General features: G+C 65.8%; 13 protein-coding genes. 10 read left to right on the plus strand and 3 right to left on the minus strand.

Annotation, left to right across the window (positions count from 1 at the left end; translation table 11 throughout):
* Positions 1 to 17: 17 nt before the first annotated feature.
* The 3 genes from R4P47_RS16780 to R4P47_RS16790 all read left to right on the plus strand — a co-directional run bounded on the left by R4P47_RS16780 (position 18) and on the right by R4P47_RS16790 (position 2,050).
* The gene (locus R4P47_RS16780) at positions 18 to 860 is read left to right on the plus strand and encodes a rhodanese-related sulfurtransferase (RefSeq protein ID WP_300520889.1); all 843 of its coding nucleotides are present in this window, start codon (positions 18 to 20) and stop codon (positions 858 to 860) included.
* 2 nt (positions 861 to 862) lie between these two features.
* Positions 863 to 1,738 carry a pseudouridine synthase gene (locus R4P47_RS16785; RefSeq protein ID WP_317785235.1) on the plus strand — a complete coding sequence of 292 codons (876 nt, stop codon included), beginning with the start codon at positions 863 to 865 and terminating at the stop codon, positions 1,736 to 1,738.
* 96 nt (positions 1,739 to 1,834) lie between these two features.
* Positions 1,835 to 2,050, plus strand: coding sequence for a hypothetical protein (locus R4P47_RS16790; protein ID WP_149407980.1), 216 nt, complete (start codon positions 1,835 to 1,837; stop codon positions 2,048 to 2,050).
* Positions 2,051 to 2,175: 125 nt separating this feature from the next.
* Here R4P47_RS16790 and R4P47_RS16795 read toward each other — a convergent pair whose 3' ends face one another.
* The 3 genes from R4P47_RS16795 to R4P47_RS16805 form a co-directional block, all read right to left on the minus strand.
* Complete coding sequence (locus R4P47_RS16795) at positions 2,176 to 7,653, minus strand: carboxyl transferase domain-containing protein (protein ID WP_317548548.1); 5,478 nt, start codon at positions 7,651 to 7,653, stop codon at positions 2,176 to 2,178.
* A gap of 386 nt (positions 7,654 to 8,039) precedes the next feature.
* Positions 8,040 to 8,711 carry a TetR/AcrR family transcriptional regulator gene (locus tag R4P47_RS16800; RefSeq protein ID WP_094669566.1) on the minus strand — a complete coding sequence of 224 codons (672 nt, stop codon included), beginning with the start codon at positions 8,709 to 8,711 and terminating at the stop codon, positions 8,040 to 8,042.
* Between the two features lie 20 nt (positions 8,712 to 8,731).
* Positions 8,732 to 9,328: a dihydrofolate reductase family protein gene (locus tag R4P47_RS16805; RefSeq protein WP_149407981.1), complete on the minus strand. Its 597-nt coding sequence runs from the start codon at positions 9,326 to 9,328 to the stop codon at positions 8,732 to 8,734.
* Between the two features lie 218 nt (positions 9,329 to 9,546).
* On the opposite strand from R4P47_RS16805, the gene R4P47_RS16810 reads away from it, so the two are divergent.
* The 7 genes from R4P47_RS16810 to R4P47_RS16840 all read left to right on the plus strand — a co-directional run bounded on the left by R4P47_RS16810 (position 9,547) and on the right by R4P47_RS16840 (position 20,669).
* On the plus strand, positions 9,547 to 14,730 hold the full coding sequence (locus tag R4P47_RS16810) for an AAA domain-containing protein (protein WP_317785236.1): 5,184 nt from the start codon (positions 9,547 to 9,549) through the stop codon (positions 14,728 to 14,730).
* Between the two features lie 99 nt (positions 14,731 to 14,829).
* The gene (locus tag R4P47_RS16815) at positions 14,830 to 16,044 is read left to right on the plus strand and encodes a metallophosphoesterase (protein ID WP_317785237.1); all 1,215 of its coding nucleotides are present in this window, start codon (positions 14,830 to 14,832) and stop codon (positions 16,042 to 16,044) included.
* Between the two features lie 28 nt (positions 16,045 to 16,072).
* The gene (locus R4P47_RS16820) at positions 16,073 to 16,912 is read left to right on the plus strand and encodes an HAD family hydrolase (RefSeq protein WP_317785238.1); all 840 of its coding nucleotides are present in this window, start codon (positions 16,073 to 16,075) and stop codon (positions 16,910 to 16,912) included.
* 64 nt (positions 16,913 to 16,976) lie between these two features.
* Positions 16,977 to 17,669 carry a hypothetical protein gene (locus R4P47_RS16825; RefSeq protein ID WP_317785239.1) on the plus strand — a complete coding sequence of 231 codons (693 nt, stop codon included), beginning with the start codon at positions 16,977 to 16,979 and terminating at the stop codon, positions 17,667 to 17,669.
* A gap of 31 nt (positions 17,670 to 17,700) precedes the next feature.
* Complete coding sequence (locus R4P47_RS16830) at positions 17,701 to 18,588, plus strand: hypothetical protein (protein WP_188078855.1); 888 nt, start codon at positions 17,701 to 17,703, stop codon at positions 18,586 to 18,588.
* A 74-nt stretch (positions 18,589 to 18,662) separates the two neighbouring features.
* Positions 18,663 to 19,208 carry an LpqN/LpqT family lipoprotein gene (locus R4P47_RS16835; protein WP_317534340.1) on the plus strand — a complete coding sequence of 182 codons (546 nt, stop codon included), beginning with the start codon at positions 18,663 to 18,665 and terminating at the stop codon, positions 19,206 to 19,208.
* Between the two features lie 51 nt (positions 19,209 to 19,259).
* Positions 19,260 to 20,669 (plus strand): plasmid pRiA4b ORF-3 family protein, encoded by a 1,410-nt coding sequence (locus R4P47_RS16840; protein ID WP_317785240.1) that lies wholly within the window; start codon positions 19,260 to 19,262, stop codon positions 20,667 to 20,669.
* Positions 20,670 to 21,025: the final 356 nt, after the last annotated feature.

Raw genomic sequence — 21,025 nt, forward strand, 5'->3', positions numbered from 1 at the left:
GCGCCATACTGGTCGGCGTGGCTGTACCGAAAATCGTCCTGTTCTACGTGTTCACTCCGCTGCCCGATCCCGAGGCGATCCGGTTGTGGCAGCAGACACTGGCCGCGTCGAACAATCTGACCGGACGCATCCTGATCTCCGAGCACGGCATCAACGCGACGGTGGGCGGTGACGTCGACGACGTCAAACGGTACGTCCGCGGCACCCGCAGCTATCCGGCGTTCAAGGCGGCCGACGTCAAGTGGTCCGAGGGGCTCGGCAACGACTTCCCGCGCCTGAGTGTGCGGGTGCGCGACGAGATCGTCACCTTCGGTGCCCCCGGCGAGTTGAAGGTCGACGCCGACGGAGTGGTCGGCGGCGGTAAACACCTGAGTCCGCAGCAGGTGCACGAGCTCGTCGATTCCCGCGGCGACGACGTCGTCTTCTTCGACGGGCGCAACGCCTTCGAGGCGCAGATCGGCAAGTTCAAGAACGCGGTGGTGCCCGACGTCGAGACGACGAGGGATTTCGTCTCCCAACTCGACTCCGGTGCCTACGACCATCTGAAGCAGTCCCCGGTCGTCACCTACTGCACCGGGGGAGTGCGCTGTGAGGTGTTGTCTTCGCTGATGGTGGCCCGCGGGTTCGAAGAGGTGTATCAGCTCGACGGTGGAATCGTCCGGTACGCAGAGACTTTCGGCGACGACGCGCTCTGGGAGGGCTCGCTGTTCGTCTTCGACAAGCGGATGGCGCAGAACTTCTCCGACCACACCGCCGTCATCGGTCGCTGCAGTGCCTGCGGCAATCCGACGTCCCGATACCAGGACTTCGACGGCGACGCCGGCCGCGGTCTGCGGTTGATCTGTCTCGACTGCGCCTGACGATGCTGCCCTTCCGGGACGGTCTCGCTCCGCTCAGGCTGCTTCTGCCGCATGGTGATTCGGCCACCACCATCGTGGAGTATCTCGAACGTGAGCTGCCCGAGGACGACTGGCGGCGGGCCGTGCTCGACGCCGAAGTGGTCGACGAGAAGAGCCGGCCGATCTCCGTCGACACGCGGTATCGCGCCGGAAGTCAGGTGTACTTCTATCGCGTTCCAGCGCAGGAGGTTCCGGTTCCGTTCGAGATCGGCATCCTGCACGAGGACGACGACCTGCTGGTGGTCGACAAGCCGCACTTCCTCGCCACCATCCCGCGTGGTCGGCACGTCACCGAAACGGCGACCGTGCGACTGCGCAAGCAATTCGACTGCCCGGACCTGACGCCCGCGCACCGACTCGATCGCGCCACCGCAGGGGTGCTGCTCTTCACCAAGACCAAACATGCCCGACGGCCCTATCAGGAACTCTTCTCCTCCCGAAACGTCACCAAGGAGTACGAGGCCGTTGCGGGATTCGATGCAGCACTGGTCTTTCCGCGCGTTGTGCGCAGCCGAATCCTCAAAGACCACGGGGTGATGACGGCATACGAGGAGCCGGGGGAGCCGAACAGCGAGACTTTGATCGAACTGATCGATCAAATCGGCACTGTCGCCCGGTATCGACTCTTCCCCAAGACGGGCAAGACCCATCAGCTGCGAATCCACCTGTCGTCGTTGGGAATTCCGATCAAGAACGATCCGTACTATCCGGTGTTCACCTCTGTCCCGGGCGATGACTTCGCCCGACCGCTGCAACTCCTCGCCCGAGCGCTGAATTTCACGGACCCATTGACCGGTGAGCCCAGGCGCTTCGTCAGTGCCCGAACCCTCGAGCTCTGACGGCCGGCATCGTTCGTTCGGACGATTGTGACAATTGGGACGCGAGGTTAGCGTGTCGAGCGAACCATGTCCGATGGAGGAGAAGGGGAGAACAGCGTGAAGCGTCGTATTGCTGTTGTGTTGGGAGCCGCAGTCATCGCCATCGCGTCACCGGCAGTCGCGGTGGCCGATACCGGAAGCGCGAGCACCGGTAGCTCGAGCGGAGTGTCGAGCTTGTTCTCGGATCTGTCCCGGTTGTGGGAGGCCTGCTCGGTGACCATCTTCACCGGACAGTGCACCGGAATCGTCGCCACAGACGTGACCTACTGGTAAGGCGCCCTCAGCCAAACCCTCGAAACGACAAACGCGCGCGCATTCGCCAGACGCTCGCGGAACAGGTAACCATTCCGCGAGCACCCGGCAAACGCGCGCGCGTTTGCGTCGAGCGAGCCCAAGCCCTACTTAGCCAAAGACCGCGCCATTCCGCGTTCGATGGCGGCGACCAATTGCGGGCGCAGTTCGGCGGCGGGGACGATGTGGTGCACCGATCCGACGTTCTGTGCTCGCTGGATGTTGTGGATGGCCTCGAATTCGGCTGCCACTTCACCCAGTTTGGCGTTGCGTGCGTTCGCTCGCACGGTGGCCAGTTCGACGCGCAGGGCCGAGCGGGTGGCGTCGTCCGAGGCGTTGTTCAGCGCAGTCTCGAGTTCCTTGACGGTCGGATCCGCTGCGGTGCGGGCGTTGACGTCGCGGGTGAACACCACTGCTGCGGCCGGGGCACCGCCGAGCACGGAGGCGAAGGAGCCCTCCACTGCGAGGACCTCCATGTTGTCGTTGAGCGCTCCGGAGAACACCACGAAAGCGCCTCCGTGGTAACGCGATACGACGCAGAACACGACCGGTCCGTCGAAGTTGACGATGGCGCGGCCGATCTCGGCACCGTATTCGAGCTGGATGTTGCGCAACGATTCCGGTGATCCGTCGAAGCCGGAGAGGTTGGCCAGCACCACGATCGGCCGGCTTCCGCTGGCGGCGTTGATGGCACGTGCTGTCTTCTTCGACGAGTTCGGGAACAGGGTGCCCGAGGTCCATTGGTCGGGGCCGTCGGACGGGAACCAGCCCTTACGGGGGATGGCTCGCGATTCGATACCGATGACGGACACCGGGATTCCGGCGAGGTGGGCGTCGAACACCACGGAGGTGTCGGCGTCGGCCATGTCGGCCCAACGCTCGAGTACCGAGTGATCCTGGTCCACCACGGCGCGCATCACGGTGCGAATGTCGAACGGCTTCTTGCGGTCCGGGTTGGTGACAGAGGAGAAGATGTCGCCGACGGTGGTGAAGTCGCTCGACGGGTGCACGTGCGGGTAGGTACGCACGTCGCGTTCGGTCGGGTCTGCGGTGGCTGCGCGGCGTGGGAATCGTTCTCCCGGTGCGGCATACGCGTGGTCGTAGTGCGCGAACAGGATGTCGCACGCGGCTCGCAGGTTCGGTGCCCAGTACTGCGCCTGGCCGTTGGGGCCCATGACGCGGTCGTAGCCGCCGATGCCGAAGTTGTCCTCGGCCGAGACGCCGCCGGAGTAGTCCAGGGACTGCTTTCCGGTGAGCACCATGGCACTGTCGGGGGTCATCACCAGGATGCCCTTGGTGTGGGTGAGCATGGTGGCTTCGGCGTTCCAGTACGGCTGCGCGCCGACGTTGATGCCTGCGACGACGATGTTGATCTCACCGCCGGCCTGGGTGAAGGTGATGATGCGACGCAGGCCGCGTGAGACCCAGTCCATGTTCTCGGTGCCCGATTCCATGGAAATCGTTGCACCGGAGGACAATGCGAACCACTCGACGGGTGCGCCGAGTTGCTCGGCGAGGTCGATGGCCGCGACGATCCGCGAGCACTCGGCCTCGGCGACGGTGCCGAGTGCCTTGGTCGGGTCGCCGAACAGTGCGACGCGGGTGATGCCCTCGGGGTACTTGGCGGTCGGTGTGGTGGCCACACCGACGATGACGCCTGCGGTGTTGCGGCCGTAGGGACGATCGACCGGGGCGAGCACGCCGTCGGCGTCGAAGTCGTACTCGGTGAACGTGCCACCGTTGCTGCTCAGCAACGGAATCAGCTCGTACGGGTACACGGTGCCGCGGGCCTGCGAGCGTTGCACCTTCTGGGTGTACTCGTCGAGTGGACGCATCGGCTCGGTCGGCGGCGGGGTCACCTTGGCCACGATGCCTGCGCCGGAACGGTACGACAGTCGCAACGCGACCTCGCGCGGTGTCGCGCCCGGGGTCTCGGCCAGACGCGCGATGAGGGTGATCTCCTCGAGGCCCGCGCCGATCGTCAGCGGCGCGATGTGCCGTGCGATGGTGGCGATGCGGTCGGCGGGCACGTTCAGGACGGGCCAGACGTACAGCACGACGCGGTTGGCGTCGAGACGCTTCTTGCCGCGTCCGGCCTGGGCGCGGCGGATGCCGTCGAGGCAGGCGGCGACGGTGCGTTCGATCTCCGGTACCGCGACGATGTTTCCGGCGTCGTCCAACTGTGTTGTGACGCCCCGGATCTCGGCGAGTGCGACGAGCCGCTCGTCGGAGGGGTTGGCCTTCGACGTCAGGTGGAACAGGTAGGTTCCGGCGCTGGCGGGCAACCGGACACCGTCGAAGTTCTTCAGCCGCCACAGGTCGAGTCGCTGACCGGTCAGCGGATGCATGTCTCGAATGATCGTGTCCTCGGCGAGAGGCTCGGACCCTTCGGCCGTGGTGCGACGGTAGGTCATCTTGCGGGTGTCGGAACCGAAGGCGGTCACCGTCACGCGGCGCCAGTGGCCCGTGCCCGGGTGGGCAGCCAACACGGCTTGGAGCTGGGCCGAGAGTTCGTCGCCGTCGGTCGGAGCGTCCGGCCAGGACAGGTAGAGATCCACCGCCAGGTTCTCCGGTGCCGGTCCGGCGATGTCGTCGACCGAATCCAGAGTTGCTGCGAGCGAGTCGAAATCGGTTGCGGTCGATACCAGGTGCAGCCGTTCGCCCGAGAGCTCGAAGTTGCCGGTGACGAAGTGCTTGCCGTCGCGGTCGAAGGCCTTGACGTCTTCGAGGGTGCGGATCTCGTAGTACTGACGGGTGATCACTTCGAGCAGGGCACCGGGATCGGTGATCCGTTGTGCCAGTAGCTCGATCAACGGCTCCGGGGTGGAGACCAGAGCTGCGATGCGGGCCGAGTAGTCGGCGGCGTCGGGGTTCTCGGCAAGGTACTGCAGGCTGCCGCGGACGCCGTCGTAGATCTTCTCGCGTGCACTGCGGATCTGCGGCTCGTCGAACAGCCGGAAGCGCAGGTTGCGAGCCACATCGCCGATGACCGGGTAGCGGGCCTGGGTGGCACCGATGAGGCGCTCGAGTACCTCGGCCATGGCCGGGGTGGCTTCGGGCTGCGCGGAGCAGTCGCTGAGCCAGTGGCCGAGCAGGGCCGCGATGACCGGAACCTGGTTCTCCATGCGCTGCAGAGCGAGGAAGACGCGGTAGACGGCCTCTTCGAGTTCGGGGGTACGGCCCTCGTCGATGGCGGCATCGTAATGCGCGAGTGCGCGAGTGAGCTTGGCGCGGAACGAATCCGGGAGACCCTGAACGTCTGCGTCGAGCGAGTGCAGGAACGAGTGGAAGTGCTCGCGAGGGGAGTGGACGCGCTCGTCGTTGCTTTCCTCGTCCATCGTCGGCCTGTTGCGAGAGAGCTCGCAGATATCGGCGAACGTGTTGAGCAGATCCAGCTCGGCCGAGACCAGACCCGAATCGTTGCGCGGCACGTCGGCACGCAGAGTCTCGTAGGTGGACAACAGGTTTCGGGCCCGGGCTCCGCTGACGTCGAAGCCGGTGATGAGTGCGGCGAGTTCGTCGAGTCGGTCCAGTGCCCGACGCTGCGGCGAACGCTGTGCGGCATCGTCCATACCGCGGAACTGCACGCGCGGTGCCTGCTCGGAGACCTTCTGCTCACCGGCCTGATCGACGCGCAGCAGTGCCGCTCCGGCGTCGACCTGTCCGTTGACCGAGGCCAGTACCTCACGCACGGTGCCTGCATAGGGGGAGCGGACGGCGGTTTCCATCTTCATCGATTCGAGGACGACGAGAGTCTGTCCCGCTTCGACCTCGTCGCCGACGGCGACCGGGACGGCGACGACGACGGCGGGTGCCGGTGCGCGGACCAACCCGGCCTCGTCCTGCGAGATCTGGTGGCTGATGCCGTCGACCTCGACGAGGAAGTGCGCGGCTCCGGCGACGGTGACCACCTGGTAGCGACGGTCGCCGATGACGAGGCGGCTCTCGTAGGTGCCGAGGCGCTCGACGTCGACCTGCAGATCGCCGATGCCGTCACCGTCGATGCTGTAGCGGTGCGTGCCGGTCTGGCCGACCTCGAGCTTGTAGGCCTGGCCCTGGTAGTTCAGCTCGACCGTGCGGCCGATGGCATGGGTGGCGCGCGGCCGGCCGCCGCGTGCGGAGCTGAGGAACGCGGTGCGCTCGCGGCCTTCCTCGGCGTCGTAGGCGTCGATGGCCGCGGCGATGATGGCGATGTCGGCGACGGCCGTCGGGCCCACCTGGGAGCCGGCCTCGGTGCGGTCGAGCCAGCCGGTGTCGGCGGAGGCGGAGATGACTTCCTCGCGGTCGAGCAAGCTCAGCAGGAACGACTTGGTGGTGGTGCCGCCGTCGATGACGACGGTGGTCTCACGCAGCGCGTTGCGCAAACGAGCCAACGCTTCGCTGCGGTCGCGGCCCCAGGCGATGACCTTGGCGACCATCGAGTCGTAGTCGGGCGGGATGACGTCGCCCTGCGCGATACCGGTGTCGACGCGGATGCCGGTGCCGAGCGGGAACTTGAGCAGCTCGACGGTGCCGGGAGCCGGAGCGAAGCCGTTGTCGGCGTCCTCGGCGTTGAGGCGGGCCTCGACGGCATGGCCGAACTCGGTGGGGCATTCACCGGGCAGCGCCTGGCCGTCGGCGACGAGGATCTGCAGCTTCACCAGGTCGATGCCGGTGGTGTATTCGGTGATGGGGTGCTCGACCTGGAGGCGGGTGTTGACCTCGAGGAACGTGAAGATCTTCTGCTCGGGCTGGTACAGATACTCGACGGTGCCTGCGCCCTGGTAGCCGGCGGCCTTGACGAGCTCGGCGGAGGCGGTGCGCAGTTCGTCGGCCTGCTCCTTGGTGAGCAGTGGGGAGCTGGACTCCTCGATGACCTTCTGGTTGCGGCGCTGGATGGAGCAGTCGCGCACGCCCGGGGCCCAGACGTTGCCGTGGCTGTCGGCGATCACCTGAACCTCGACGTGGCGGGCATCGGTGACGAGCCGTTCGAGGAAGACGACGGGGTCGCCGAACGAGCGCTCGGCCTCACCCTGGGTACGTTCGAGGGACAGTTCGAGTTCGTCCTCGTGGAAGACCTTGCGGATACCGCGGCCACCTCCGCCGGAGCGGGCCTTGATGATCAGCGGGTACCCGATCGCCGCTGCGTGACGCCTCGCGTCGGCGCGGGTCTCGACGGGGCCGCCGGACCACGGTGCGACGGGGACGCCGACCTTCTCGGCGAGGATCTTGGCCTCGACCTTGTCACCGAGCAGGCGCATCGCGTCGGCCGACGGGCCGATGAAGGTGATGTTCAGGCGCGCGACGAGATCGGCGAACGTCGGGTCCTCGGCGACGAAGCCCCAGCCGACCCACACCGCGTCGGCACCGGACTCGACCAGCGCCGCCTCGAGGACGCCGTAGTCGAGGTAGGCCGAGCCGGTCGCAGGCTTGCGCAGCGTGACCGCTTCGTCGGCCTGGCGGACGAACATGGCCCGCTTCTCCGCTTCGGTGTGCAGCGCTACGGTGCGGATGCCGTAATCGTGTTCGGCGTTGAGCTCTCGGACGGCTCGGATCAGGCGTACTGCTGCCTCGCCTCGGTTGACTACTGCAATCCGCTTGAACAACGTATCTCTCTTCGCTCGGTGTGGGCGCACCGCGTCGGTGCACTCGATGGAACGTGGATTGGTGCCGGGCATGTCGATTTCTCGTCCATCGTGCGGCACTCCGATCGGCTCATTCTAACGGTAACGAGGCCCTGTGCATCGCCAACGGCGTTCGGCGTGAGTGTGATTGATCACCAACAAGTGAATCATATTCTGTGGCAAGCAATTTCGCTCCGAACCTGCTGTCGAGTTCTATTCACCTCGCTAACGTACTCGCGAGTAGCGTTGGCGCGTGGCGTAATTCGAGATTCGACGACTTCTGTTGCTACCGGCGGGTACATTACTGACGGGTACAAATCGAGCCGATCGGCTCGAGTTGGTTCGATCGTCGCCGAGTGCGGTCTCCCTCACCTGTCGCCCTCGCTCGCCCGTGGCAGTCGCAGCGCGTTGACCCACAGCCTCGTCGCCGTCGCGAGCAGATCCTCGTAGTCCGCGGGTGGGAGGCCGTCTGCGGCGTCGACGACGAAGTGATTGAACGCGAGCCGGCTGATCATCGAGGACAGTGCGCGCGAGGCGAGCAGGGGATCGAGTTCCGCGTCGGCCAGACCGCGGCTCTGCAGGCTCTCGATGCTGCGGGCGTTGCGCCTGACGAAGGCATCGGCGCGTTCACGGCGGAGGCGTCGGAACTCGGGATCGATGTTCGAGACCTGCTCGAGCAGCGCCATCAGCTTCGCGTTGCGGCGGTATGCCTCGAAGTACGCACGGTTGCTCGCGGCGATCACGGCAACCGGATCGTCGTGCGGGTTCACTCGCTCGGTTCCGGGATGCAGCATGTCGTCTCTGGCCTGCTCGAGCACTGCGGCCAGGATCTCTTCCTTGCTGGTGAAATAGGTGTAGAAGGTGCCGGCGGAGCATCGAGCAGCGCGGGTGATGTCGATCAACCGGGAGTCGAGGTAACCGCTGTCCTCGAAGACCCGACGCGCGGCGGCCACGAGCGAGGTACGGGTTCGCAGCCCTCGCGGGGTGGTCGGCAGCTCCCGATTCGGCAGCTCACGGTCTGGCTCCGGCGCGGCAGGCATTCAGTCTTTATACGTCATCGTCAGCGCGCGTCCGGGCGGATGAACCGGGAGAATCTCACCCCGCTGTCGAACTGGCGTGATTCGAGGTGCTCGAACCGCTCCGCGGGGAACGGATCGGGTCCGATTCCGGACGAGAACAGGCCGATGCCCCTGCCGAGCACGACGGGATTGACCTTGAGGAACAGCTCGTCGATCTCGGGCAGCAGTTGACCCGCCAGGTTTCCACCTCCGCAGATCCAGACGTCGTACTCGGAATCCTCGGCCTTCAGGCTCCTGACCAGTCCGATCGGATCCTCGTTCACGACGGTGAGGGTGGGGTCGTCCGACGGTGCGAGGGTGCGCGAGAAGACGTACTGGCGCAGGTGGGGATAGGGGCTGGTGATACCGACGTCGAGCGCCGGCTGCAACGTCTCGCGGCCCATGAGGAGGGTGTCGAATCGAGCGGGTGGACCGTCCAGGCCGAACATGGCACGAACGTGGACCGGCAACGTCTCGGGCAGCTCGGTCTTGATGGCGTCGAGATGATCGCCGTCGGGCACGAAACAGTCGTAGTTGCCATCGGGTGCAGCGATGAACCCGTCGAGGGTGACGGCGATGTAGTAGACCAGGTTGCGCATTCGGCTCCTGTCGTGTTCGACGGGTGAGAACCCGTGGGCAGGCGGGTCGGTCGCTGTGGGGGATCCAGCGACCGAAGTCGGTCTTTGTGAACCAGCACTAGAACGTATTTTGTGTGCTCAGGACGCAACGAACAACCGGTTTTCAGCGGCTAGTCTGGCCCGGGTGTGCAAACACCGTCCCTGAAACGGACGACCATTCGAGTATTTGTGGGGAAACTGTGACGGCTGCAGCGGCTACCGGTCGTGAACACGACGACGAGCTCAAGAGCAGGGTTCAACGCCTGCTGCGCTTTCTTCGCGAAATCGTCGAGGCGCGTTCGAACCCGGTGCTGCGCTTCGACGACCACGTGCAGGTCGAATGGATCCATGCCGGTGACGTTCCCATGCAGCTCGACCCACGCGCCAAGCAGGGTGGTGTGGTGCTCCGTGCACCGCGCATCGCGGTCGACGATCCGCCCGAGCCGCCGGCGCTGCTGTCGGGTTGGCTCGACCCGCAGGTCGTTGCAGACAGTCGCTATCGCGAACTCGAGCTGGCCGACGCATCCTCGGTGACGTCTCGTCGTCGAGCGGAGGCGCAGGAGTCCGATGCGGACTTCGACATCCGCAAGGCCTACGAGATCAAGCAGGCCTTCGAGGAGTACTCGCAGTCGTGGAAGGAATGGGCGCAGGAGGATCGGGATCGGCGTCCGCAGGCCGCTCTGTACCAGGCTCTGCAGCTGATGATGCAGGAGCTCGCATCGCGACCCGAGTCGATCGAACTCGTCGTGGCCTCGGGGTTGCTGACCTCGAGCAACACCGATCCGCAGCGCAGCGTGCGCACTCACCTCATCACTCAGTCGGCCAGTATCGAACGCGACGTGCGTACCGGTGATCTGCTGGTTCGCCTCGCCGCGAGCACCACTGCGCGGCTCGAGGACGGCCAGCTGCTGACCGCCTCGGACGATTTCGACACCTCCGGCTCGGTCGCTCTGGCACAGGAACTGCACGACACCGTCACCTCACCCATCGGGGCAGGCGTCGAACAGTTCCTGAGGAACTGGGCGTCGCGGGTGCCGCGGCACGAGATCGAGGTGCTCGATCGTCTCGGGCCGCCCGGGGCACTCGCCTACATCGACGACGACCGCACGCTCACCGTCTCACCTGCCCTCGTTCTGCGCGTTCGGGACTCGTTCGCACTGGTCGAGTACTACGAGCAGATGATCGCCGACCTCGAGTTCGCCGACTCTCCGGTACCGCTCGGGCTCGCTCAACTGGTCGATGCCATCGAGCCGGCAGATCGGGTGGCGTGGCTCGAACGCACGGGAGCGGGGGAGTCCGCGGCACTGGCGGAGGACCCGCTGTTTCCGCTGCCGGCCAACGCCGAGCAGTCGCAGATCATGGAACGGCTGGGGCGTGACAGCGGTGTCGTGGTCGAAGGGCCGCCCGGAACGGGCAAGACTCACACGATCGCCAACCTCATGTCCGGGCTGTTGGCGCGCGGTCAACGGGTTCTAGTCACTAGTGAAAAGTCACAAGCTTTGCGCGTGCTGCGGGACAAGCTCCCGCCGGAGCTGCAGGAGCTCTGCGTATCCATCACCGACCTCTCCCGCGGTGGTTCCGACGAGCTCAACCGTAGCGTCGCGAAGATCGCCGAGCGCAAGACCTCCTTCGACGAGGCCAGCGAGGTGCAGAAGATCGAGGCACTGACGACGCAGCGCGCAGCGGCTCTGGCCGGGCGGGCCGAGTTGCTCGATCGTGTCAGCGCGCTCCGCGAGTCCGAAACTGTTGTGCACGAATACGTTTCCGATGGATACGACGGCACGGTGTCGTCCATCGTGCGCAAGGTCAAGGCCGCCGAAGGTGCCCACGAGTGGCTGCCCGGCCCACTGTTCGCCGATCGGCCACCTCTCGACGGTGCCCAGGTCGATCAGCTTCGTAAGCTCATCGCCGGCTCCGATGGCACTCGCGAGCTTCGCTCGCGTCAGGTGCTGCCGCGTCCCGAGACCATGCTGCCGAACTCGGCCGAACTGGCGTCGCTCTGCCAGCGCGCAGGTGCGCGCATCGACGCTCCCTCGCCCCAGACCGCCGAGCTCGTGTCGTTGCTCGACGGCGTGGAACCCGCCGTGGCCTCGGAGATCAGGCAACTGTGCGAGGAGCTCGCCGCTCGGGTGCGAGCGGTCGTCGAACTCGACGGCTCGTACCTACGCCTGACCGATTCGGTGCTGTCCGGCGAGGCCGCCCACCTGTGGTCTCGGGTCAGCGGAATCGACGCGATGGTCGAGACGGCCGCTGCCTCCGATCGCTATGTCGGTGCGCACGACGTGCAGTGCTCGACGAGCTCACCGGCGGCACTCACGGCGATGGATGCGTTCGCCGGCGCGTTGGAGTCGGGTATCGAGTGGAAGCCCCGGTTCCGCCGCAGCGAGGAGCAGAAGGCCGTCGAAGCACTCGCTATCGTCGCTACCGTCGACGGGCAACCTGCGACGACGGCGATGGCTGCGCGTCTGGTGGCCGAACATATTCGCGCGCTCGAGACCGTGCAGACCGCAGCGGTGCTGCTGGCCGACCTCGCGATCGTCGTTCCGCTCGACGGCACACGGTCGATTCGCGTCAACAACGTGGCGCGGATCGCCGACAGGCTGGGTCTGGTGTCTGCAGTCGTCGCTGCCCGCGACGCCCTTGTGCACCGGCTGTACACCATTTCGCCTGCGGCACCGTGGATTCGGAGCCTGGCCGACGCTCGGGAGATCGCCGGGGCCGCCGACGCCATCGCCACGCGTGTCGACATCGATGCCGCACGCGCCGAGCTCGACGCCCTGCAGTTCGCGGTTGCCACTCGCATCGACGCCGGGCCGTCGCCCGAGGGCTCGAATCTGGTGAGTGCGTTGAGCACCGCGGATCCGTTGGAACTGGCTGCCGCCGTTGCGGCGTATTCGCAAGCGTGTTCCGAGCAGGAGGATCAGCTGCTGCTCGAATCGATGTCGGCGTCGCTGTCCGAGGTCGCACCCGCGTTGTTCGACTTGGTCAGGGACACCGCCGGCGATGTCGAATGGGACGAGCTGAGCTGGCAGATGTCCAAGGCCTGGGCGTGGCGTCGGGCACGCGAGTGGGTCGGCGAGCAGCACCACGGCGGTCTCGAGCAGCAACTCGAGGCGGAGTTGGCCGCTGCGGATACCGACATCGCTTACCTCACAACACGTCTCGCCGCTGCCAGTGCCTGGCGCAACAGTCTGGAGCGAATGACCGCAGTCGAGGTGCGGGCGCTGCAGACCTACCGCGAACACATCTCCAGCATCGGTTCGGGAGCCGGTAAGTACGCCGAAACTTACCGCAGTGCAGCACGATCGGCGATGCGTGAGGCGCAGAGTGCCGTGCCCGCCTGGGTCATGCCACTCTCGCAGGTGCTCGCGTCCATCCCGCCGGTGCCGGGCAGTTTCGACGTCGTCATCGTCGACGAGGCGAGCCAGGCCGACATCACCAGTCTCTTCCTGCTGTACCTCGCACCCCGGGTGATCGTGGTGGGCGACGACAGACAGTGCGCGCCGGCCGACGTTCCGCAGACCGGCACACTCGAGGACGTGTTCGATCGGTTGGACGTCTACCTGCCCGATCTACCGGAACACGTGCGTGCGACGCTGACCCCGAGGTCGAGCCTGTTCTCGATGCTGCGTACCCGGTTCGGTCAGGTGGTGCGGCTGCGTGAACACTTCCGCTCGATGCCGGAGATCATCAACTGGTCGAGTCAGCAGTTCTACGGAGATTCCCCGCTCGTTCCCGTGCGGCAGTTCGGTGCGGATCGACTACCGCCGTTGCGGCACACGTACGTTCGCGGAGCGACGGTGACCGGAAAGAACGCCTCACTGGTCAACCGGACCGAGGCCATCGCGATCGCCGACCAGATCGCCGAGTGCCTCGAAGACTCCGCGTACGACAACCTGACCTTCGGAGTGGTTGTGCTGCAGGGCCAATCGCAGGTCGACGAAATTCGCAACGAGTTGATCAAGCGGATCGGTATCGAGCAGTGGGAGCAGCGTCGACTTCGCGTCGGTACGCCGCCGGACTTCCAGGGCGACGAACGAAACGTCGTGTTCCTGTCGATGGTGGTGGCACCCGATCAGAATTTCGCCACCCTCTCCGCCAATCAGTACAAGCGGCGGTTCAACGTGGCAGCGTCGCGGGCACAGGATCAGCTGTGGCTCTTCCACTCGGTCACGGTCGATCGTCTCAAGCGAGCGGACCTGCGCAACTCGTTGTTGAGTTACGTCACCTCCGTCTCGCCCGCTCCGGCCGATCCCATGCCGGTCGATGTCTCGCGCGAGGTCCGGAAGGCCCCCTTCGAGACGTTGCTCGAGCAGCAGCTGTGGAACGACCTCGTCGAGAGAGGTTTTCACGTCAATCCCGGTGTCGAGGTGAACAACAGGCGTCTCGCCCTGGTCGTCACCGGCGACTCCTCGCGGCTCGCCGTCGAGTGCGACGGCGACACGTTCCTGTCGACCCCCGCTCAGCGGTTGGCGGACCTGCAGCGTGAGCAGGAGCTCAAGCGGTGCGGTTGGACGTTCTGGCGGGTGCGTGAATCCGAGTACTACCTGGACCGCGAGGCGGCGCTGGAAAGCCTCTGGGCCACGTTGGCCCATCTGGGAATCAAGCCCAACAGCGTTGTCGTGGAAGGTCTCGAGAGTTCGGACGAGGCCTGGACCCCGGTCCCACTCGAGTCCTCGCAGTTCGACGATTCCGGCGTCTTCGAGACGTCCGCGCACGCAGACTCACCCGCGCGCCACGAGTCGGTGCTGTCTCTGTGGACCATGCCGCGCATCGACATTCCCACCGAGGAGCGGTCCGCATCGCAAGCTCGTGGAGCCGACCGCGAAGGATCGGTACCGACGACAACCAACGGTTCCGGAACCACCGACGGAGCTGGAGTCCAGAACGGTTCGCGACCGACCAACGGTTCGGGAATGACGAACGGTGTGTCTCCCACCAACGGTGCCGGTCGTGTCAACGGCTCCGGAGGTGCCAACGGTGCCGGGGCTACTCACGGATCCGGTACCGGGGCGTCCGACGGTTCCGATGGCACCGCTCGGCCGATCGAGTCCTCGGCACCGAGCCTCTCGACCACCGAGATCGGTGAATCCACAAACAGCACGACATCGGCCACGGACCGGGTCGGGGAAGCCGTAGGGCCGGTCGCACAGGAAGAGCCCGTCGCACAGGAAGAGCCGGCCGCTCAGGACGAGGCCGCGGCAAGCGTCGAGTCGGCCGAGCTCGATGGAGCCGATCCGGTCGAGACGCAGGGCGATTCGACGGAAGCAACGACCGATGATGCCGAGCCGAGCGGCCTCGAGGTACCCGAGGACGAGGACATCGCAGAACACGAGTTGCCGCTCAACGGACTTCGCGGATACACGACCCGCCGTCGGCCGTAGCTCCCGGCGGGCATGCTCGGTGCCCGCGCCGAACCATCCGAAGCCGACGTAGTCTTGGCCTCGGATTGCGCACGTACGAGTGAAGAGGGTTCGACGCCGATGACAGATCGACAGACGCAGCGCCCGGAACAGTCGGTCTCCCCGGACGGTTCGACGCGACCGCGAGCTCGGCGGGTTGTCGTTCCGACCGTTGTTCTCGTGGTCTGCGCTGTGCTTGTCGGCCTGCCGACCTGGACCGTCGTGTTCGCGGGCGCGCAGTGGCCTGCGGCTGCACAGTCGGTCGGCTCTGCGGTTGCGGTCGCTGCATTCGTGGCACTGCCTGCAGCGATGTATCTGGGTCACCGGCCGAGTGCAGAGGGGGTCTCCAAGGACGTGTGGGCGCGCGTCGGAGACGTGTTGTTGGGCTTGGCTTGGATCGCGTTCGTGTGGTCGGCACTCTCGCTACTGTTGCGGCTCGGTCTGTGGGTGGCTGGGGTAGACGACCCCCTTCGGTCGCGGATCGTCTCGGTGACAACGCTGATCGTCGTGGTCGTCCTCGCTCTGTGGGGCCATTACGAGGCGATGAGAACGCCCCGAGTGCGACACACGACCGTCAGGATCGACCGGCTCGGGGCTCGATTCGACGGTCTACGAGTGGTTCTCGTGACCGACACGCATTTCGGCCCGCTCGATCGAACGACGTGGTCGCATCGTTTGACCGCCGCCGTCAATGCGCTCGAACCGGACGTGTTGGCCCACGTCGGAGATATCGCCGACGGCTCGGTCGATCGGCGTCGAGCGCAGGCTGCGCCGCTGGAGGCAATGCTCGCGAGCGCGGCCCGCGTGTACGTCACCGGCAACCACGAGTACTTCGGCCAGGCGCAGGAATGGCTCGATCACATGGAAGATCTCGGATGGAACTCCTTGCACAATCGCCACGTGGTGCTGCATCGCGGTGACGACGCATTGATCATCGCGGGCGTCGACGACGCCACCGCCGCTGGCTCGAGTGCACCCGGCCACGGAGCGGATCTCGTTCGCGCCCTTGCCGGAACCGATCCGTCGATGCCCGTGCTGTTGCTGGCGCATCAGCCGAAACAGATCGGCGACGCTGTCGACGCCGGCGTCGACCTGCAGGTCTCCGGGCACACGCACGGTGGTCAGATCTGGCCGTTCTCGGCGTTGGTTCGCCTCGACCAACCGGTGGTGCACGGTCTGAGCAGACACGGTGCGCGAACTCAGCTCTACACCAGCCGCGGATCGGGTTTCTGGGGCCCGCCTTTCCGGGTGTTCGCGCCCAGTGAGATTTCCGTTCTGACGTTGGTCGCCGGCTGAGCGCGCGATACCTGGCAGTATCGGTGGGGTGAAGAGAACCGAAGAGGTCGTCGTTGTCGCAACCGATCTCGACGGCACCCTGCTGCGTTCGGACCGAACTGTGTCGGCGCGAACAGCCGCCGCGATGGCTGCCGCCGACGCAGCCGGAATCAGGGTGGTGTGGGCCACCGCTCGCGCGCGCCACTCCATCGACGAACTCGCTGCGTCGTGCGGATTTCGCGGCACGGCGATCGGTGCCAACGGGGCTGTGGTCCTCGATCTGTCCGACGGCTCTCCTGCCATCGTCGGCACCAGGTCGGTACCGGCCGAGACGGTGGCGTCGGCCAAGTCGGTTGTGCGCTCACTCGTCCCCGGAGTTGCCTTCGCAACCGTGGGTGCCACGCGATTCGTGGCCGAGGCTCGGTACGCCGAGCTGTGCGTGTTCGCAGACCATCACCGGCAGCCGCACGAGATGGAGCTGTCGGAGCACGGCTTGTCGATCGACGTCGAGCCGACCGTCAAAATCGTTGCTCGGCACAGTGATACGACGAGTGAAAAGTTGTACGAGATCGTTGCTGCGGCGGGGGTGGACGGAGTGGAGTTGACGCATTCCGGTGCCCCGTACATCGAGATGTCCGCGGCGGGAGTCTCGAAGGCCAGTGCGCTGCAGGAGTTGTGCGAGCAGTGGGGGATATCTGCCGGTTCGGTTGCGGCAGTGGGGGATGCGCGCAACGATCTGCCGATGCTCACCTGGGCGGGTACGGCGTTGTGTCCGTCGAATGCCGTGGAGCCCGTGCGATCCGTCGTCGATCGAGTCCTCGAATCCAACGACGACGACGCCGTTGCGCGCTATCTCGAGGAGCTCACCGCGCGCCGAACGAAACTGTAACGTCCGGTCTGCTCGTCGCGACGCTGTATGAGAGGCTGGCCCCATCATCGGCAGAAGGACACCAGTGAGCTATCCAGATTCGGGCGACCCCTCGCAGCGCGCGTACGGACAGTACGGCGCGCAGCCGAATCCATCCGATCGAGTCCTTCCACCGCCTTCGTCCGGTCCTGGTGCGCCGCATTCTCCGGCGACGGCGCAGCCGAGTGGGTACGGCGCGGTTCCCCGGCCGCCGGTGTTCGGCACCGGTGGCTTCCCTGGTTCGCCTCCACCTGGACCCCCGAGAAAAGGGAACGGTGGCATCTGGATCGTGGTGGCCGTTCTGACTGTGGTCGCAGTGATTCTCGGCGGCGTGTTCGGGTGGTTCATGCTGCGCGACGACGCAACTCCGGCGGTGGCGTCGGGTGCTACGTCCTCGGCAGTGTCCGACGGCGGTGTTCCAGGCGGTGAAACCGCACCGAGTGCCGAGAACTCACCGCAGCCGGGCCCGGCCACTCTGCCTGCGGGAGCGCAGACCTGCCCGGCGACCGTGGCGTCGAGCAGCGGACTTCGAGGCTCGGCGGTGGGGTCGACGGTCACGTCGTGCCCGTTCGCCGAGGAAGTTCGGTTGGCCTACACCAGGGCCGGTTCGGATCGGAATTCGCGGACCGTGGTGGCCAGCAGCCCGGTCACCGGCAAGCGGTACGACATGAACTGCGTCTCGTCTGCGCAGTTGGTGACGTGTACCGGTGGCGAGAACGCCGTTGTCTACCTCTTCTAGTTCGGCGCGCCGCGTCGGACGAGTCGGAGCGGTGGCTCTCGCGCTCTGTGCTCTGGTGTCCGGCTGCACCATCGCCACCGACGACGGCCCCGCGTCCGAAGCGCCCCTCGTGTCCGAAACATCGGCTGCTCCTGTGCCACCGGAGTTTCCACCGACGTCCGATGCCGAAATATGGACCACTGCGCCTCCTGTCGAGGCGCTGCCGGCAGAGGATCTGGCCGCGGAGTTCGGGGCACTCGAGTCGACGGCGGGTGGGCCCATCGGCCTCGCTCTGGTTCCCGTCGGCGGCGGCCCGCCGACAGTGCTCGGCACCTGGACTTCCGGTTCGGCGTGGTCGACGGTCAAAGTGCCACTGGCCGTAGCCGCAATTCGTCGCGGCGGGGACGCGGTGGTTGCCGACGCCACCGCCGCCATCGAAAGCTCCGACAACGCAGCAGCCGAGAATCTGTGGGGTTCGCTCGGAGATTCCGCTGCCGCAGGTGGCGCAGTCGACGCGGTTCTGCGGCAGGGCGGTGACACTGCCACTGCGGTGCAGAGGGAGCGGATCCGTCCTGAATTCAGCGCATTCGGACAGACCGAGTGGTCGACGCAGGATCAGGCAACGTTCGCGGCGGGCCTGTCGTGCGTTCCGGACGCTGCACCGGTGGTCGAGATGATGAACAGTGTTGCGCCCGAGCAGCAGTGGGGCCTGGCGAAGATGTCCGATGCTGCCTTCAAAGGAGGCTGGGGGCCGAGCGTCCGAGGCGGTTACGACGTCCGGCAGGTCGGTATCGTCACCACTGTTGCCGGTCGAGTCGGTGTGGCGATTGCGGCGCAACCGAATTCGGGTTCGTTCACCGACGGAACAGCAATGCTCGACGCGGTCGGCAGCTGGTTGGAGTCGCACAGCAACCAGCTCCCTGCCGGTCACTGCCTCTAGGACCTGCTGACGAGCGGACCGGCGCGGGTAGCCTCTGGCGTGTCAGTGAATCGTGCACCACGAAAGGCATTGCTGTGAACGACGCCCTGTCGACGGAATCGTCCGAGCCCACCACGATCGCCGAGTACCTCGACGCACACTCGTTGCGCGTGTCGCCGCTCGACGGTGCCGCGGCGGCCGAGCTCGGCATCACCGTGCCGATTCCTGCGGGATGGCAGACGCTCGATCCCGCACAGTTCCCAGGGGCGACCCAGGTGATCGTGGAACCGAACCTCGTGGAGAACGGGTTCGCGCCCAACGCGGTGCTTCTGGTCGGTGCGTTGTCGCGCACGATCGACCCGGAAGCGTTGATGGCATTGGGTTTCGGCGACGGACGTGCGATGCCCGGATGGGTGGAGCGCGAGGCGAGTACAGCGTCGTGGCTCGGCTGGCCGTCGCGATTCATCCGGGGTACGTACGTCGCGCAGCAACTCGAAGCCGCCGTGACGACGCGGTATGTGGTGGTGGGCGTCGATACTCAGTACCTCGTGCAGTTGACGGTGACGACGTTGGCGTCGCAGCTCGATGCGTTGGCCTTCGACGTCGCCGCGATCAACGACGGTTTGACCACGAGTATGTAGAAGACCGCGAGCCCCTGTGTCCGACGCGCAGGTCCGACTAGGGTCCTTTCCATGTCGATGAGAACCGGTCGCGTCCGGCACCTGTCGGTGGTGCCGAATTTGTCCGACACCGACGAACCGGCCGACGACAGCGCGACGGAAGCCACTCGGCGACGCTTGGTGAACCTGGTGCTTCGGGTGACCGTGGATCACACTCGTCCACAGATTTGGCGTCGGGTGCGGGTGCGCTCGGATCTGCTGCTGTCCGAGCTGCACGCGGTTCTGCAGAGTGCTCTCGGTTGGGAGGACCGGCACCTGCATGCGTTCAGCGTCAGGACCGCCGGTGCCACGCGTCGATTCGAGATGGAGGAAACGCTCGACGACGAACCGGACGACGACGCGTCGAGCGAGGAGCGAGTGCGGGTCGACGACGTACTCACTGCACCGGGGTCCACGATGACGTACGAGTACGACTTCGGTGACGGATGGACACACACGATCCATCTGGAGCAGATCGATTCCGATATCGACGACCTCCGATCCGTCTGTCTCGACGGGGCGCGCGCCTGCCCACCCGAGGAGTCCGGCGGGCCTTCGCGGTACGCCCAGTCGCTCGAGATTGCCGCCGACACGTCCGATCCCGAGCACGCGGCGCTCATCGCACGATGGGGCGCGGGCTTCGACCCGGCTCGATTCGACGTCGATGCGGTCAACGCGGTGTTGCACTCATTCGACGTAGGGCGTTCGGTGCTCGCCGAAGCGGTGGCCGCGGCCCCAGCCATCGGAAAGCTGTTCGACCGGGTTCGTCCTACGGAGGTGCCGTCACTGATGGCGTTGCTTCCGCGATGCGAGCTCACCATCGCGAGTTCGGTCGATCTGCCCGTCGCAGAGGTGGCGATGGCCAAGTTCACGTGGTTTCTGGACAGAATCGGTGACGACGGAGCAGAGCTGACCGGTGCCGGCTACCTCAAGCCCGCGTTCGTGGCGGCGATTCGTGAGGAACTGGACTGGGGGCTGGGGTGGGTAGGGCCGAGCAATCGCGAGATCGACCATCATCAGGTCAGCGATCTGCGCGACGCGGCGCGGCACCTCGGGTTGACCCGCACATCGAAGGGCAGGTTGCTGCGCACCAAGCTCGGAGCGGCGTTGGCCGAAGACCCGGTCGGCATGTGGCGGCATGCGGCGTCGCGACTTCCTCTGGGGAAGGAGTCGTACGAGACCGACGCAGCGACTCTGTTCCTGATCTCCCTCGCGGCATCGGCATCTGCGACGCATCGCAACGAGATGTTGATCGAGACTGTCGCCGAATTGGGTTGGGCCAGCGAAGATTCCGGTGTGTTCGACGCTCAGTTCGCGGCGCAGGCCACGGTGAGCTTCCTCGATCTCATCGGTGCCCACGGTCCGCGGTTCTATTTCCGTCAAGAGGTATCGGACTCGCCGAGCTGGTCTCGCAGGTTCGCGCGGGACGCATTGCTGAGCTGAGCCGCCGAGAAGCGGTCTCGAGGACTGCCGAAATGTGGCTCGGGCGACGGATGACCGTCGCTGAGCAGGCGATTTGCGTTGGTGTGGTTGGTGGCGTAACTTTTGTCGAGTCAGAGCGACGGACACCGACCCGGTCTTCACGGACTGGGTGAACGAGGTTGGACGTGTGGCTCGGCAGGTTTTATCCCCCAAGAGTCGGGCCTTGTGTCCGAGACCAAGCTGGGATAGGCTGGAACAGTTGCCCTTGAGGCCGACGGACTGTGTGTCTGTGGGTCGAGAGTGTGTGCGTGTTCTTTGAGAACTCAACAGTGTGTCGATGAATGTCAGTGCCGAAATTATTTTGTTTTGGTGAAAGC

Origin of the sequence: Rhodococcus sp. IEGM 1370 (genome assembly GCF_033142325.1) — a bacterium.
Classification (GTDB): domain Bacteria; phylum Actinomycetota; class Actinomycetes; order Mycobacteriales; family Mycobacteriaceae; genus Rhodococcoides.